We start from the raw sequence: 14,971 nt of genomic DNA, 5'->3' as shown, positions 1-14,971 counted from the left end.
CAGGGAAACGCCCGGTCCCATTCCGAACCCGGAAGCTAAGCCTGACAGCGCCGATGGTACTGCAACCGAAGGGTTGTGGGAGAGTAGGACACCGCCGGACTAACATTGAAAAAAGGTCTGGGACCTGGTCGAGAACCCTTGAGGTTCTCCCAGGTCCCAGACCTTTTTTCATACCCAAACCCCGTCACACACGTGCCCGAACCGGTCACACACGTGTCCAGAGAGGGATCACGCGTGTCCAGACGGGCGACACGGCGCCGCCGGCAGCGGGTGCCGTGTCGCCCACCCAATCACGCGAGATGCCCCCGCAAACACGGGTACCGTCCAGCTGATCACACGAGACCCGCCCCTGGACACGCGAGATCCGCCTCCGATCACGCGAGTGACGGGCCTGATCACGCGAGTGACGGCTCTGGACACGCGTGTTACGGGGTGGGGCGGGAGGAGACGGGGCGGCGCAGGTGGTAGATGTCCATGATCCAGCCCTTCCGTGACCGGGCTTCGGCGCGCACGGACTCGATCCGCGCGGCGAGATCGGCGGAGAGCTGGCCGGAGAGCAGGAGCTCGTCGGGTGTGCCGAGGTACGCGCCCCAGTAGATCTCCAGGCCGGTGTCCACGAACCGTGAGAACGTGCATCCCGCGTCCAGCATCACGAACACGTCGTCGACGTCCGCCGGCCAGCCCGCCTGGAGGCGGCGGCCGGTCGTGACGAGTACCGGGCGCCCGATCTGGTTCATCGTGGTCCGGTGCCGCGACGTCAGCGCGGCCACGCTGCTGACCCCGGGGATGACGTCGTACTCGAACTCGACGTTCCCGCGGGCGAGCACGGCGTCCAGCAGGGTCAGGGTCGAGTCGTAGAGCGCCGGGTCACCCCAGACGAGGAACGCGCCCCGCTCGCCGGAACCCAGGGAAGCGATCATGGTCTCGTAGACGTCGGTGCGGAGGCGGTGCCAGTCGGCGACGGCCTGCCGGTAGTCGTCCGGAGTACGGTCGCGTTCGGGGTCCGGCGCCCGCACGACGCGGTAGCCGGGCCGCTCGACGAACCGGTCGAGGATCTCCTGGCGCAGTCCCACCAGGTCCTGCTTCTCTGAACCCTTGTCGAGGACGAAGAACACATCGGTCTCGTTCAGTCGCCGGACGGCCTGGACGGTCAGGTGGTCCGGGTCGCCGGCGCCGATGCCGATGGCGGAGATCTTCCTCATTTCCGCAGTGTGCCCGCACCCTCGATGCACACCCCTACCCCCATGGGGTATAAAAGAAGTGATCGCTTCGCCTGTCCTGTAGAGGAGTCCGCACCGATGGCCGAAACCACCTACACCGTCAAGGGCATGTCCTGCGGGCACTGCGCTTCCTCCGTCACCGAGGAGGTCAGCGAGATCGCGGGCGTCAGCGCCGTGAACGTGGACGTCGCCAGCGGCAAGGTAACCATCACCAGCGACACCGCGCTCGATGTCCAGATCGTGGACGCGGCCGTCACCGAAGCCGGTTACCAGCTCGTCTCGTGAGCACCGCCGTCAAGGTGTCGGCGTTCGCCGCGGCCCTGGTCGCGGTGTTCGTCGTCGCCTGGGCGATCGGGTCCGCTGTCGGGCCGGTGGACGAGGCGCCGCCCCCACCCGCGCCGACCAGCGTGCACGAAGGGCATCACGAGGGACACCCGGGAGGCACGCCGTGAGTGTCGGGACATCCCAGCGCGTCGAACTCGTCATCGGCGGGATGACCTGCGCGTCCTGTGCCGCTCGGGTCGAACGCAAGCTCAACAAGGTCGACGGCGTCTCCGCCACGGTCAACTACGCGACCGAGAAGGCGCAGGTCGACTTCCCCGCCGCGGTCTCGGTCGACGACCTCGTCGGTGTCGTCGAGTCCGCGGGCTACTCGGCTCAGCCGCCCAAACCTGACGAAGAGGACGAGGACCAGGCCGGCGCGCTTCGCACGCGACTTCTGGTCTCGGCCGTGCTCGCGGTTCCGGTGATCGTGCTGGCGATGGTCCCGGCCTGGCAGTTCACCTACTGGCAGTGGGTCTCGCTGGTCCTGGCCGCCCCCGTCGTCACCTGGGGCGCGTGGCCGTTCCACCGCCCCGCCTGGACGAACTTCCGCCACGGCGCCGCCACCATGGACACCCTGATCTCACTCGGCGTCGCCGCCGCCACGCTCTGGTCGCTGTACGCCCTGCTGTTCGGCACCGCCGGGGTGCCCGGGATGCGGCACGGCTTCGAGCTGACCATGGACCGCGGGTCCGGCGCGGGCAACCTCTACCTCGAGGTCGCCGCCGGGGTGACCACGTTCCTCCTCGCCGGCCGGTACTTCGAGGCTCGGTCCAAGCGTCGCTCCGGCGCCGCGCTGCGGGCGCTGCTCGAACTCGGCGCGAAGGACGTCGCCGTCCTCCGGGACAGTGTCGAGAGCCGTGTCCCGATCGGTGAGCTGATGGCCGGTGACGAGTTCGTCGTGCGGCCCGGGGAGAAGATCGCCACCGACGGCGTCGTGACCGACGGCGGATCCGCGGTCGACCTGAGCATGCTGACGGGGGAAGCCGTCCCGGTCGAGGTGACCGTCGGCGACGCCGTGGTCGGCGGGACCGTCAACGCCGGCGGCAGGCTCGTCGTCCGCGCCACCCGGATCGGCGCGGACACGCGGCTCGCGCAGATGGCGCGGCTGGTCGAGGACGCGCAGAACGGCAAGGCGCGGGTCCAGCGGCTCGCCGACCGCGTGTCGGCCGTGTTCGTCCCGGTGGTGATCGCGCTCGCGGCCGGCACGCTCGGCTTCTGGCTCGGGGCGGGCAGCGGGGCGGACGCCGCCTTCACCGCCGCCGTCGCGGTCCTGATCATCGCCTGCCCGTGCGCGCTCGGCCTGGCCACGCCGACCGCGCTGCTGGTCGGCACCGGCCGCGGCGCGCAACTGGGCATCCTCATCAAGGGGCCCGAGGTACTCGAGTCCACTCGCGCTGTCGACACCGTCGTCCTCGACAAGACCGGCACGGTGACCGCCGGGAAGATGAGCCTCACCGAGCTCCACGGCGACAGCGAGGTCCTCCGGCTCGCGGCGGCTGTCGAGCACGCTTCAGAGCATCCGATCGCCCGCGCGATCGTCGCGGCCGCCGGAGAGCGCTGGGGTGAACTGCCGCCTGTCGACGGGTTCCGCACCGTCGAGGGCCTGGGTGTCGTCGGCGAGGTCGAGGGCAAGACCGTCCTGGCCGGGCGTTCCGCTCTTCTCGACCGGCACGGCATCACCGTCGGCGACAAGTTCGCCCGGCTCAAGACGGCCGCCGAGGACCGTGGCGCGACCGCCGTCGTCGTCGCATGGGACGGCGAAGCGCGAGGTGTGGTCGTCGTCGCCGACACGGTCAAGCCGACGTCGGCCCAGGCTGTCGCCGAGCTGAAAGCGCTCGGTCTCCGGCCGGTCCTGCTGACCGGCGACAACACCGGCTCCGCGCGAGCGGTCGCCGCCGAAGTCGGGATCGACGAGGTCATCGCCGAGGTACTGCCCGCCGACAAGGTCGACGTCGTCAAGCGGCTGCAGGCGGAGGGCCGTGTGGTCGCCATGGTCGGGGACGGCGTCAACGACGCGGCCGCGCTCGCCCAGGCCGACCTCGGCCTGTCGATGGGGACCGGGACGGACGCCGCGATCGAGGCCGGTGACCTGACGCTGGTGCGCGGTGACCCGCGTGCGGCCGTGGACGCCATCCGGCTCTCACGCCGCACGCTCGGCACGATCAAGGGCAACCTGTTCTGGGCGTTCGCCTACAACGTCGCCGCCCTGCCGCTGGCCGCGCTCGGCCTGCTCAACCCCATGATCGCCGGGGCCGCGATGGCGTTCTCGTCGGTTTTCGTCGTCAGCAACAGCCTGCGGCTGCGGCGGTTCCGCGGCGTCGCCTGATCAGGAACGGACCAGCCGGGCGATGGCGTCGGACGCCTCCCGCACCTTGAGGTCGGCCTCTTCCCCGCCCGCGGCGGCGGCCTGGACCACGCAGGTGGCGAGGTGCTCGTCCAGCAGTTCGAGGGAGAACGACTGCAGCGCCTTCGTGGCCGCGGACACCTGGGTCAGGATGTCGATGCAGTACTTGTCCTCTTCGACCATCCGCTGCAGACCGCGGATCTGTCCCTCGATCCGGCGCAGGCGCTTGAGGTAGGCCTCCCGCTCGCTGCCGTAGCCCGTCATCCCGCACCCGCTCTCTCGTCGTTCCCTGCCGTCGGCCACTATACCCTCCCCACGTATCCGTCACGGGCGGGTGAAATTCGCGGGTGCCAGGATGTCGAGGACGATCCGGCGGCTCCGACTCCTGTGCGAGCGGCCGGGAACCCGGCCGGACGACCAGGAGGAACACCGATGAAGTACATGATCATGATCACGATGAACCCCACCGCATGGGACGCTCTCCCCGAGGACGAGCGCAACGAGGTGGTCGCCCGTATCGACCCTTTCATGAAGAAGCTGACCGACAGCGGCGAGCTGCTCGGGACGCAGGCGCTGGGGGAGCCGAAGGAGAGCACGGTGGTCCGGGTGCGTGACGGCGTCCCGGTGGTCACCGACGGCCCGTTCGCCGAGTCGAAGGAGTACCTGGCGGGCTTCTACCTGGTCGAATGCGACAGCAAGGAGCGCGCGATCGAGATCGCGGGCCAGGTCCCGGACGCGCACATCAACGCGATGGAGGTCCGGCCGGTGGTTTACTCCTCGGGGGATGACGCTTAGGTGGCGGCCGCTTCGGTGCCGGTGCGGGCCTCGGGCCTGCTCCGGCGCTGAACGGGCACTTCGGGCTTCGGATCCGCGGTGATCGTCAAGACGGTCCTGGCTTCCGCGAGCAGTTCGCGGCAGCCGAGCAGCTGTTTCAGCACGTCATCGCGCAGGCCGAGGGCCACATCGGCCTTCTGCCGCGCTTCGGCGACCAGGCGCTCGCCCTCTTCGGTGGCGTCGTCGAGCAGTTTTCTCGCCCGCGCCTGCGCGGCTTCGTCCCGTGCGGCGAGCACGCGCATCGCCTCCGCCCGGCGCAGCGTCATGGCGCGCTCGAAATCTTCGGCGACCTGCTTCCGCTCCGCCTCGGCCTTGGCGGCTTCCTCGGCGGCACGCGCTGTGATGTCGTCGGCTTCTTCACGGGTGAGTTCGAGCATCCGGCGCGAGCGCTCCTGCAGCGCGTCCGGGGCGATCGGCACGCGGCTGATCCGGTCGACGCTGGCTTTCAGTTCACGGTTTTCCTCTTGTGCGGCGGTGAGCCTCGCGGCGAGGGCCTCCCCGCGCCGGATGGCTTCGTCGCGCTCGGCGGCGGCTCGGCGTAACTCGGTTTCCACCTCGCGAACGAATTCCCGGACCTGGGCGCGATTGAAACCACGCCACGCCAGATCGAAGCCGGGCTTCTCCATTGGTCACCTCCACAGTGGGCGATCCGTCACCGGTGTGTGATTTTTTCTTGCCACACGGGGCTTTCCCCGTCCAGTGTGCCTGAAGCCGAGACGACACGCGCCACTGGTGGGTGATCTTGCGCCGAACGGTCCGGCGCAAACGGGAAGAAGGGGCATCCTTCCCACGGTGGGAGAATGGACGACCATCGCTTGACCCCTACTGGAGGTGGCCGCGTGACGAGCAGCCGAATTCGGGTCCCTGGCTGGAATACGGCGACCGCGGCCGAAGGATATCGGCAGGTCAGAGAGAACATCTCGATCTTGCTCACCGATCACGCGGGCGCGGGGGAGCGGACCGTCCCGGCATGTCCACAGTGGACCGTCCGGGAGCTGCTCGCGCATCTGACCGAGATCTGCGACCGGGTGATCACCCGGTTCGGTGGCGAGGCCTGCCCGGTTCCGGAGACGGCGTCGGTCGCCGCACTGCTGCGGCTCTGGACCGAACGCGGACCCGAGGCCGACACCCTCCTCGCCGCCGACGGCGAGGGGAAGAGCCGCGGCGACATCATGGTGATGGACGCCTTCACCCACGAACTCGACCTTCGGTACGCGCTCGGCGCTCCGCCGCCCGAGGCGCACGCGGCCTGGCTGAGGGGTTTCGAAGTGCTCGTCGGCGGCCTCGGCGCCTCGCTGGGGAAACACGGGCTGCCCGGGATGCGGATCGAGATCGAGGGCGCGACCTGGATCGCCGGCACCGAACCGGTCGCCGCGGTGCTCTCGGGCACGCCGGTGGCGGTGTACCGGTCGCTCGCCGGGCGCCGGAGCCCGGCCCAGATCGCCGCCATGGACTGGCTGGGCGATCCCGAGCCGTGGCTCCGGGCCTTCGCCTGGGGGCCGTTCGCCCCGCCGGAGGAAGCGACCGAACAGTGAGCTAGCCGGTCGGGGACATCGAGGACAGCGCCGCGGCCAGTGCGAGCACCACGGCCACGATCAGGACCTCGACCCCGACGCTGACCCGCAGTTTCCGCAGGTCGGCGGTCACGACGCCGGTGCCGCCGCGGCCGGAGATCCCGCGGCGCACCGCGTTGCGGCTCAGGTTCGCCACCAGCAGCAACGCGGCGAACCCGGTCAGCTTCAGCAGGAAGACGATGCCGTAGGCCGAGGTCCAGAGCGCTTCCACCGACGGCACGAGCCGGAAGCCGAGGTAGGCGCCGCTGACCACCATGACCACGATCGACCAGGTGGCGATCGGGTGGAACCGCGCCAGCGCAGGCTCGGCCTCCGCCGCCGAGTACTTGCCGCGCAGGAGCACGGCCAGCTGGATCAGCCCGCCCACCCAGACGGCCATCGCGCCGAAGTGCGCGAGGTCGGCGCTGACCGAGAGGAACATGATCTTGTCGGCCACCGCGTGCCCGGTCGCGGAGAAGCTCAGCATCACGATGAACCCGGCGGCGATGCCGAGGTTCTCGTAGCGCGACCGCAGCCTGTCCGGCAGGTCGGCGGCCAGCAGCCGTCGCACGAGCACGGCGAGCGCGACGATCGCGGCCAGGCGCAGGAGCAGGAGCTTCCCGTACGCCACCCGCAGGGTCGCTTCGATCAGCGCCGGGTCGAAGACCGAACCGGCGCCACGCCCTGCGACGTACGGGCCTTGCAGCAGGAACCCCGCCACGGCCGTGACCCCCGAGAGCCACAGGCCCGCGGTGAGCAGCTTCCGCGCCGCCGGGTCGGTCCGGCCGCCCGGGCGGCAGACCAGCATGAACACCAGCCCGCCGAGCAGCGCGACGCCGAGGAACGAGCCCCAGCGGAAGGTGGTGAACAGCGCGTCGGTCACCGGGTCGGTGCCGGTGGAAGCGGACACCGCGCCCGCCGAGGTGATCAGGGGGCCGGTGCCGAGCACGAAGGCGATCGTGCCGCGCACCGGATGCGAGTCGGCCGAGACGAAGGCGTACTCGACGAGGTAACTGCCGTCGGGGAGGTCGGGTTCGAGTTTGACGGCGACCTGCTCGGCGATGTCACCGGGCTGGAACACCGGACCGGACACGACGTCGGTGCCCTGCTGATCGACGACCTTGATCGAGTTCGGCTGGATGCCGATGTTCTCCGACAGGGTGATCGAGACCAGCGGGGGCGCCGAGGTGAGCCGGGCGCCGTCGGCGGGGTTCGAGGAGAGGAGTTCGACGTGGGCGGAGGCCGGGGCCGCGGCGAGCACCGCGACCCCGAACCAAGCCGCCACCAGGGCGAGGAGCGCGAAGAGCCTCCGGGTCACGAGGCGGCGGCCGCCAGCTCACGCCGGCTTTCGGGCGCACACGTGCAGCCGGTCAGCTCCCGTTCGATGGCGGAGGCCTTCCGGTGCACGAGCATCGCGATGATCATCGGGATGGTGACGATGGTGTTGTAGAACAGGTGCAGTTCCACCCGCGGGATGAACAGCTGGATGATGCTGCTCGGCGCGGTACCGCCGCCGAGGCGCCAGCCGGTCTGTGCCTGGATCAGCAGGAGCAGATGCTCGATGTGGTGCCAGAACTGCAGGCCGAGCGCCAGGTTCCACCACTGCCGCGAGCGGCCGGCGAAGCCCTTGCGCAGGGCGAACAGGAAGACCAGCATGACGATCGCGTAGCCGTAGTGCAGCCATTCGGAGCTGATCAGCTTGGGGAAGGGGATGCCGAGCACACCGCGCGCGTCCGAGGTCTTCCAGCCGAGGGCGTAGATCTGAAACGCCTGCACGAGGTGTTCCGCCCAGTGAGCCAGCACGACGAGCGCGAAGATGGTGAGCGCCGCACGGTGGTATTTCCCGTTGAGCGAGGCGAGCGGGCCAGGACGTGGCGAATCGAGTGCGGCCATGAAGGGGCTCCTTGGGCGAAAGACCGGCCGGTGACGGACACCGACGATATCTCGCAAACCGGTGAATTCCGTTACTCCGGATTGCTGATCCGACCTGCGGTATTGCGCCGGATGGCTCAGCGAATGACGATTCCGTGGGACACCTGGGGCGCGGCGGGAATGTGGAACAATTCGGTGAACAGTTCCAGATATTCGAACGCGCCTTCGATCCGGACCTTGCCGGTCCGCGTGGCGTCGGCGGCGGTGAGCTCCCCGCTCAGCAGGTCCTTGATGAACGGGCCCAGCGGTTCGATGATCGCGTCGGCATCGGGATGCGCGCCGTCCGCGACCTTGAGCGCGCCGTCCTCGATGATGGCGTGCAGCACCATCCCGCCCGGGTAGTGCAGTTCGTAGGTGGCCTGGATGCCCTTGGCCTTCTCGCTCTGGAAGGTCGTGTACAGCGAGAGGATCGCCGCGTCCAGGGTGAAGACGTCCTCGGGAGCCGGACGGCCGAGCGAGCGCGCGCCCCAGAGGCCGAGGTCCAGCACGATCTGGTCGAGTTCGCCGCCGTACTCGGTGAGCTCGTAGACCACCGCGGCGTCGAGCTGGGGGAGCAGGCGGCGGCGGAGCACACCGGACTGCTCGAGTTCGTTGAGCCGCGCGGACAGCGTGCTCGCCGGGATCTTGGGCAGGCCGGCCTGCAGTTCCGTGAACCGCTTCGGGCCGAGGACGAGGTCACGGACGATGAGCAGCGACCAGCGTTCGCCGATGATCTCCAGCGCGCGGGCCAGACCGCAGAACTGTCCATAGGTACGACCGCTCATCCGCCGATCCTCACTTTCGGTTGCCGTGACAGCAGTGGGTTTCACGCGGGTTCACCCTCGGAGAGCAGGCCGTGGTGCAGGACCTGGAGCTCTTCGCAGGGTTCGACGCCCAGTTCATTGTTGAGCCTGGAGCGCACCTGGCGGTAGGTCGCGAGCGCGTCGGATCGCCGTCCGCTGCGGCCGAGCACGCGGATCAGCTGGCCGTGCAGGGCCTCGTCCAGCGGGTTCGCGGTGACCAGGGAGCGCAGTTCGCCGATCAGCTCGTGCCGCATCCCGGCCGCGATGTCCGCCTCGATCCGCAGGTGCAGGGTGCTGCGCCGCTGTTCGACGAGGTCGACCGCGTACGCCGACAGCACCGGTCCACAGTGGACGTTCGCGAGCGGCGGCCCGGACCACAGGTCGAGCGCGGACCGGAAGGCCTTCGCCGCTTCGGCGGGCTCGCCCCGTAGCTGCAGCTCCCGGCCCTTCTTCTGCATCGCCTGGAACTCGAAGACATCGACCTGCCGCGGCTCGATCCGGAACACATACCCCGGCGGTTTCGTCGCCAGCATGGTCTCGCCGTACGGGGCCAGATCGTTCTCGTCGATGCACCGGCGCAGCTGGTAGACATAGGTGTGCATCGTCGTGCGGACGCTGCGCGGCGGGTCGTTGGCCCACAGCTCCTGGACGATCGTGTCGATGTGCACGATCTTCCCGGGGCTCATCACCAGCATGGCGAGCACCTGTAACAGCTTCGGCGTCGTCGGCGCGTAGTCGATGCCGTCGCGCAGGAGTTCGAGCGGGCCGAGGAGGGTGAAGTGGACGGGGGCCGGTTCGGGTGCCGAGCCGTGCCGCGTGTCCGCTACTCGTGATCCGGGGTACATCGCAAGCGCCCTCCAGCTCGATACGCGTCGTGACCTGTGTTTCCCAGTGCGTCGACAGTGACAGAGCGGCGGGGCGCCGGGCCAGTGAGCCGTCCACCAGGTCCCGCGTGCGTGCGTCCCGGAAAAACATGGGTTTTTCACGGTCGACCCGTGAATCGCGCACTGGCCGGTACGCGGCTCCGCCCACCAGGATTCGGGGACCGCACCGACCTACGGGGGTTCCCATGCGCGAGGCAGTGTCGAACGGGTCCGGCTCGATCAGCGGCGGTCTGGGATTCAAACGGCATCTGCGCGCGGAGATCAGCGAGGGCAACGGCGCCTACCTGTTCTCGGAGCAGGGCGTCATCGCCATGCGCGGCGCGCAGGTCGCGTCGGTCGCGGCCCTGCTCGACGGCACCCGTGACCTCGACGGACTCCTGTCCGCCTGCCCGGAGGGGATGAGCGCCGAACAGGTCACCGGCGTCCTGGCCCGGCTGGTCGAGGCGGGCCTGGTCACCGTCCGTGTCCCGGACGAGCTCAGCGGTGACGCGCGCGCGCTCGCGTACTGGGACGCGTGCGGGCTCGACGCGTCCGCGGTGGCCTGCCGCCAGAAGCCGGCGACGGCGAGCCTGACCGCGATCGGCCGCGGCGTCGACACCTCGCAGGTGGACAGCGCGCTCGTCGCGAGCGGCATCGAAGTGGTCGAGACGGCCGCCGAACTGGCCATCGTGCTGTGCGACGACTACCTCGACCCGAGGCTGGCCGAGATCGACGCCGAGCACCGGCGCACCGGGCGGCCGTGGCTGCTGGCCAGGCCGTCGGGCTCGCAGGTGTGGATCGGCCCGATCATGCAGCCCGGCCGGTCCGGCTGCTGGCACTGCCTGACCAACCGCCTGTGGGGGCACCGGCACGCGGAGGCCTGCGTGCAGGAGGTGCTCGGGCACGACGGCCCGGCCTCGTTCCCGATGCCCGCCGTGCCGCCGCTGACCGCGGCCGCGTCGCATCTGATCTCGCTCGAAGCGTCCAAATGGCTGGCGGGACACCGCTATCCGGGGCAGCAGGCCGTGTGGATCCTGGACACCCTCGACCTGCAGGGGCGGCTGCACGAACTGCGGCGGCGCCCGCAGTGCCCGGAATGCGGTGACGAAGGGATCGTCGCCGCGCGGACGGCCGAGCCGATCGTGCTGCTGGAGGCCAAGAAGGCGACGTCGGGTGGCGGCGGGCACCGGACGCTCACCCCGGTCGAGGTGCTCGACCGCTACGGCCACCTGGTCAGCCCGGTCACCGGCATCGTCAAGGAGATCGCCCGTGACCCGAGGGCGCCGGCGTTCGTGAACGCCTACCGCTCCGGGCTCAACGTCGCGCGCCGCGTGCGCGGTGAGGCGGGGCTGCAGGCCGGGCTGCGCGGGGACAACGGCGGCAAGGGCGCGAGCCCGATCGACGCCGAGGTCGGCGCGCTGTGCGAGGCGATCGAGCGGTTCTCGGCGAACTACCAGGGCGACGAACTGCGGATCCGCGACACCTTCCGCGCGCTCGGCGAGGACGCCGTCCACCCGAATTCGTGCATGCTCTTCGACGAGCGTCAGTACGAGGGCCGCGACGAATGGAACGCCAAGCACGCGATCTTCCAGCACGTCCCCGATCGGTTCGACGCCGAGAGGCCCGTCGACTGGACGCCGCTGTGGTCGCTGTCGCAGCAGCGCCGGAAGCTGATGCCGACGGCGTACCTCTACTACGGGGTGCCGCCGGAGTGCGGGATCACCGGGATGCGCGCGGACTCCAACGGCTGCGCGGCCGGGAGCAGCATCGAGGACGCGATCCTGCAGGGACTGCTCGAACTCGTCGAACGCGACGCCGTCGCGATGTGGTGGTACAACCGGCTTCCCGTGCCCGGCGTCGACATCGCGTCGTTCGACGACCCGTGGGCCGAGGAGATGGTGGGCCAGTACGCGCGGGCGGGCCGGGAGCTGTGGGTCCTCGATCTGACCGCGGATCTCGGGATCCCGGTCATGGTCGCGCTGTCCAGGAGTATCGCCGGGCCCCGCGAGAACGTCATGATGGGCTTCGGCGCCCACCTGGACCCTCGGACGGCGCTGCGGAGGGCGGTCAGTGAACTCAACCAGATGATCCCGGCGGTGCTCGCGAACGACGTCGAACTCGACGATCCCGACGCGGCGCGGTGGCTCAGGCACGCCACGGTCGCGAACCAGCCGTATCTGCGGCCGGCGCCGGGACGGTCGGCGAAACGGGCCGCGGACTTCAAGTTCGTCCGGCGGCCCGACGTACGGGACGACGTGGAATGCTTGGTACGCAAGCTTTCCGCACTGGGAATGGAGACGCTCGTGCTGGATCAGACCAGGCCCGACATCGATCTTCCGGTGGTCAGGGTGGTCGTTCCGGGGCTGCGCCCGTTCTGGAGCCGCTTCGCCCCCGGCCGGCTGTTCGACGTGCCGGTGCGGCTGGGCAGGCTCACCGAACCGACCCCGTACGACCGGCTGAACCCCTTCCCCATGTTCTTGTAGATCCGGCTGGAGCGACAAGTGAGGACAGATCCCCCCGGCGGTGTGGCCGAGACGATCCCCTTGTGGTCGCTCACCGACGACAGTCTTGTCGAAATCGGTGAGGACGGCACACTGGTGGTCGTCACGCGCTGGGGGGAGTACGACTTCGATCGTGCGGAACCGCTGGTCCGGGAGTCGTTGCGGCGCATGGCTTTGGGCCCGATCTCGCTGGCGAACGTGACGTCCTCTTGGGAGCCTGTCGAGCGGGAGCCCGATCTCGAAGGCGAGCTGAGCTGGACCGCCGAGGGCGCCGACGCGCTGCGGCGGGCGCTCAAGGAACTCGGCGGTTCCGTGGTGCGCTCGCTCGGTCTCGCCGACGGCAGGGGACCTTTGCTGTCGGTGATCCCGGTGGCGCTCGCTCCCGTTTTCGTGCCGGTGGAGATCCCGGCCACGCGGCCGATCCGGTTGTCCCGCTTCAGTTCCCTGCGTTCCGACGCCTACGGGATGGGGCTGGAGTCGCCGTCCGCGCGCTACCGTGTGGTGCTGTACCAACCGTGGGCCGTGCACGTCGCCGCGACACTGGCGACGGCGAAGTCGGTCGGGGAAATCGTGGCCACGACGGGAATCGGGCCCACCGTGGTCGGCGCGATCGTGTCCTATCTGGTCGCCGCGGGCGTCGTCCAGGTCGCCGGGGAATACGGCCGGTTCGCCGAGGACGACGACCCCGAACTGAGCCTGTGGTCCCCGGACGAGCTGTTGTTCCACACCACGAGCCGGACCTGGCGGCCCGGTGGCCCGGCCGATCTTCCCGGACTCGGGAAGCCGCCGGTGGTCAAGGCCGCCACCGGCGAGGGGCCGGTCTACGCGCTCTACCGGCCGGACCTGGCCGACCGCGCGGTGACCGATCCGACGCTGACGGCGTTGCTGGAGAACGACCACACCTGTCCCGAGTTCACCGAGGGTGTGCTGTCCGCCGAGCAGATCGGCGAGTTCCTGTTCCGTGGCGCGCGGATCCGGTCGATCGGGCCCGCGCACTTCCCTAATGGACACGGCCCCAATGGACCGGTCCACAGTGCCTCGCAGCGGCCGTACTTCAGCGTCGCCTGCCTGTACGAACTCGAGCTGTACGTCTCGGTCAACCGCTGCTCGGGGCTGGACCGCGGGATCTACCACTACGACCCGCTCGAACACCGGCTCAGCCTGGTCAACGACGACGAGTCCGATCTGGACGCGATGCTCGACATGGCGATGATCGGCGGCGGCAACCACCGGCGGCCCTCGGCGCTGATCACCGTGACCGCGCGGATGCCGAGGATGGCTTCGGTACTCGGCGGTGGTGCGTACGCCACGACGCTGGCGCACGTCGGCGCGCTGCAGCAGACGCTCTACCTCGTCGCCAGGGCCATGGGGCTGGCCGCGCACGCCGTCCCGGTCGACGCCGGCGACCGCGTCGACCGCGCGCTGAAGCTCGCATGGCCGGCCGAGGTCGGCGTGGGCGAGTGCGTGCTCGACCTGCCTGTGTGATCAGACGGCGATCTCGCGTGATTGAAGGCGGAACTCATGTGAGTAGTACCAGCGCATGGTCGGTCTCGATCGCGTGTCGAGTGCTCCGAAATCGGTGACGCGTTTGCTGGCGTGCAGAGGAAAAGCGACAGCGAATCCGAGGTTGGTCTGATGCAGCTACGAACAGTCGCCACGGCGGCGAACGAGAAAGGCGTCATCGAACCCGGTCGGCTCCCCGAGCCGGCGTCTCCCCTGCAACCCGCGGTGCTGCAGGCCATCTCATCGATGCACGCGCGGTACTTCGACCCGATCACCTTGGGCGACCTGGCATCGGAAGTCTTCGTCAGCCCGTTCCACTTCTCACGGATCTTCACCAAGGCGACCGGCGTGACCCCCGGCCGGTACCTCACCGCGATCAGGCTCTTCGAAGCGAAACGACTGCTGCTGACGACATCGCTGACGGTGTCGGACATCGTGTGCAGCGTCGGCTACAGCAGTGTCGGCACCTTCACCAGCCGGTTCACCCGCGCGGTCGGGATGACCCCGACCCAGTACCGCGACCCCGAGGTCGGCGAACTGCTCGTCGCGCTGGCCCCGCACTTCCAGCGGCTGCCGACCCTGGAAGCCTTGCACAGCGCCGGAATGGGCTGCGCGACGATGCGCAGCGGCACCGGCACGATCAGCGTGCGCGTCGAGACGCCGCGCGGGGCGGGCCCGGCCAGTGTCCTCATCGGACTGTTCGCCGAGTCGATCCCGCAGTGCGGCCCGGTCGCGTTCGGCGGCAGGGCGAACGTCCTGTCGGCGGACATCGAGATCCAGAACGTCCCCGAGGGCCGGTGGACCGTCATCGCGGTCGCCGAGCACGCCGCCGGGACAGCGGCTTCTTCGTTCTCCGTGGGCACGCTGCCCGGCCGCGTCGACATCACCCGGTACGGCCGGGTCCACCTGCGGATGCCGATGCGCACCCCGCGGCCGACCGACGCGCCGATGGCGATCACCCTCGCCGGCGGCCCGACCTCGACCGGGAACCGGATGACCATGCCCGCTCCCGGCTATCTCCGCGCGGCGGCCTGACCAAGGGGGTTATTCCCGCGTTCTCCCGGTCTCGCAAACCGGGAGAACCGCGGGCGCAACCGTGGAGTAGCTGCCCTATC

General features: G+C 69.7%; 15 protein-coding genes and 1 rRNA gene. 9 read left to right on the top strand and 7 right to left on the bottom strand.

What is annotated here, in order from left to right; all coding sequences use genetic code 11:
- A 5S ribosomal RNA gene (gene rrf / locus ACFOSH_RS04285) occupies positions 1-100 on the top strand; the annotation flags it as partial.
- Between the two features lie 325 nt (positions 101-425).
- Here rrf and cobF read toward each other — a convergent pair.
- Complete coding sequence (cobF, locus tag ACFOSH_RS04280) at positions 426-1,202, bottom strand: precorrin-6A synthase (deacetylating) (protein WP_378237316.1); 777 nt, start codon at positions 1,200-1,202, stop codon at positions 426-428.
- A gap of 96 nt (positions 1,203-1,298) precedes the next feature.
- Here cobF and ACFOSH_RS04275 point away from each other — a divergent pair, with 96 nt between their 5' ends.
- From ACFOSH_RS04275 to ACFOSH_RS04265, 3 genes are read left to right on the top strand one after another with little or no spacing between them, the layout of a single operon-like run.
- Positions 1,299-1,505: a heavy-metal-associated domain-containing protein gene (locus ACFOSH_RS04275; protein ID WP_378237315.1), complete on the top strand. Its 207-nt coding sequence runs from the start codon at positions 1,299-1,301 to the stop codon at positions 1,503-1,505.
- A complete protein-coding gene (locus ACFOSH_RS04270; protein ID WP_378237314.1) occupies positions 1,502-1,672 on the top strand; it encodes a hypothetical protein in 171 nt (56 codons plus the stop codon). The genes ACFOSH_RS04275 and ACFOSH_RS04270 overlap by 4 nt, the downstream gene beginning before the upstream one ends.
- Before the next feature lie 41 nt (positions 1,673-1,713).
- Positions 1,714-3,870 carry a heavy metal translocating P-type ATPase gene (locus ACFOSH_RS04265; RefSeq protein WP_378237320.1) on the top strand — a complete coding sequence of 719 codons (2,157 nt, stop codon included), beginning with the start codon at positions 1,714-1,716 and terminating at the stop codon, positions 3,868-3,870.
- Here the strand turns inward: ACFOSH_RS04265 and ACFOSH_RS04260 are convergent, their stop codons facing one another.
- Positions 3,871-4,152 (bottom strand): metal-sensitive transcriptional regulator, encoded by a 282-nt coding sequence (locus ACFOSH_RS04260; protein ID WP_009081418.1) that lies wholly within the window; start codon positions 4,150-4,152, stop codon positions 3,871-3,873.
- Positions 4,153-4,320: 168 nt separating this feature from the next.
- Here ACFOSH_RS04260 and ACFOSH_RS04255 point away from each other — a divergent pair, with 168 nt between their 5' ends.
- Positions 4,321-4,683 carry a YciI family protein gene (locus ACFOSH_RS04255; RefSeq protein WP_378237313.1) on the top strand — a complete coding sequence of 121 codons (363 nt, stop codon included), beginning with the start codon at positions 4,321-4,323 and terminating at the stop codon, positions 4,681-4,683.
- On the opposite strand, the gene ACFOSH_RS04250 is transcribed toward ACFOSH_RS04255, so the two are convergent.
- Positions 4,680-5,348, bottom strand: a complete 669-nt coding sequence (locus ACFOSH_RS04250; RefSeq protein WP_378237312.1) for a M protein — start codon at positions 5,346-5,348, stop codon at positions 4,680-4,682. The two genes, ACFOSH_RS04255 and ACFOSH_RS04250, sit on opposite strands and share 4 nt — an antisense overlap.
- A 300-nt stretch (positions 5,349-5,648) precedes the next feature.
- Between ACFOSH_RS04250 and ACFOSH_RS04245 the strand changes: the two genes are divergently transcribed.
- Positions 5,649-6,257, top strand: coding sequence for a hypothetical protein (locus tag ACFOSH_RS04245; RefSeq protein ID WP_378237311.1), 609 nt, complete (start codon positions 5,649-5,651; stop codon positions 6,255-6,257).
- 1 nt (position 6,258) lies between these two features.
- Here ACFOSH_RS04245 and ACFOSH_RS04240 read toward each other — a convergent pair whose 3' ends face one another.
- From ACFOSH_RS04240 to ACFOSH_RS04225, 4 genes are all read right to left on the bottom strand, one after another.
- Positions 6,259-7,593 (bottom strand): copper resistance CopC/CopD family protein, encoded by a 1,335-nt coding sequence (locus ACFOSH_RS04240; protein WP_378237310.1) that lies wholly within the window; start codon positions 7,591-7,593, stop codon positions 6,259-6,261.
- Positions 7,590-8,168, bottom strand: coding sequence for a hypothetical protein (locus ACFOSH_RS04235; RefSeq protein WP_378237309.1), 579 nt, complete (start codon positions 8,166-8,168; stop codon positions 7,590-7,592). Before ACFOSH_RS04235 ends, ACFOSH_RS04240 begins: the two co-directional genes overlap by 4 nt.
- A gap of 116 nt (positions 8,169-8,284) precedes the next feature.
- The gene (locus ACFOSH_RS04230) at positions 8,285-8,971 is read right to left on the bottom strand and encodes a winged helix-turn-helix transcriptional regulator (RefSeq protein WP_378237308.1); all 687 of its coding nucleotides are present in this window, start codon (positions 8,969-8,971) and stop codon (positions 8,285-8,287) included.
- Positions 8,972-9,012: 41 nt separating this feature from the next.
- The gene (locus ACFOSH_RS04225; protein WP_378237307.1) at positions 9,013-9,834 is read right to left on the bottom strand and encodes an AfsR/SARP family transcriptional regulator; all 822 of its coding nucleotides are present in this window, start codon (positions 9,832-9,834) and stop codon (positions 9,013-9,015) included.
- Between the two features lie 224 nt (positions 9,835-10,058).
- Here ACFOSH_RS04225 and ACFOSH_RS04220 point away from each other — a divergent pair, with 224 nt between their 5' ends.
- From ACFOSH_RS04220 to ACFOSH_RS04210, 3 genes are all read left to right on the top strand, one after another.
- Positions 10,059-12,335 carry a TOMM precursor leader peptide-binding protein gene (locus tag ACFOSH_RS04220; protein WP_378237306.1) on the top strand — a complete coding sequence of 759 codons (2,277 nt, stop codon included), beginning with the start codon at positions 10,059-10,061 and terminating at the stop codon, positions 12,333-12,335.
- 42 nt (positions 12,336-12,377) lie between these two features.
- Positions 12,378-13,838 (top strand): SagB family peptide dehydrogenase, encoded by a 1,461-nt coding sequence (locus tag ACFOSH_RS04215; RefSeq protein WP_378237319.1) that lies wholly within the window; start codon positions 12,378-12,380, stop codon positions 13,836-13,838.
- Positions 13,839-13,988: 150 nt separating this feature from the next.
- On the top strand, positions 13,989-14,891 hold the full coding sequence (locus ACFOSH_RS04210) for a helix-turn-helix transcriptional regulator (protein WP_378237305.1): 903 nt from the start codon (positions 13,989-13,991) through the stop codon (positions 14,889-14,891).
- Positions 14,892-14,971 lie beyond the last annotated feature (80 nt).

Origin of the sequence: Amycolatopsis speibonae, assembly GCF_042647925.1 — a bacterium.
Classification (GTDB): Bacteria; Actinomycetota; Actinomycetes; order Mycobacteriales; family Pseudonocardiaceae; genus Amycolatopsis; species Amycolatopsis speibonae.
The sequence above is the reverse complement of the archived record's forward strand: the minus strand, read 5'-3'. Positions and strand labels throughout refer to the sequence as shown.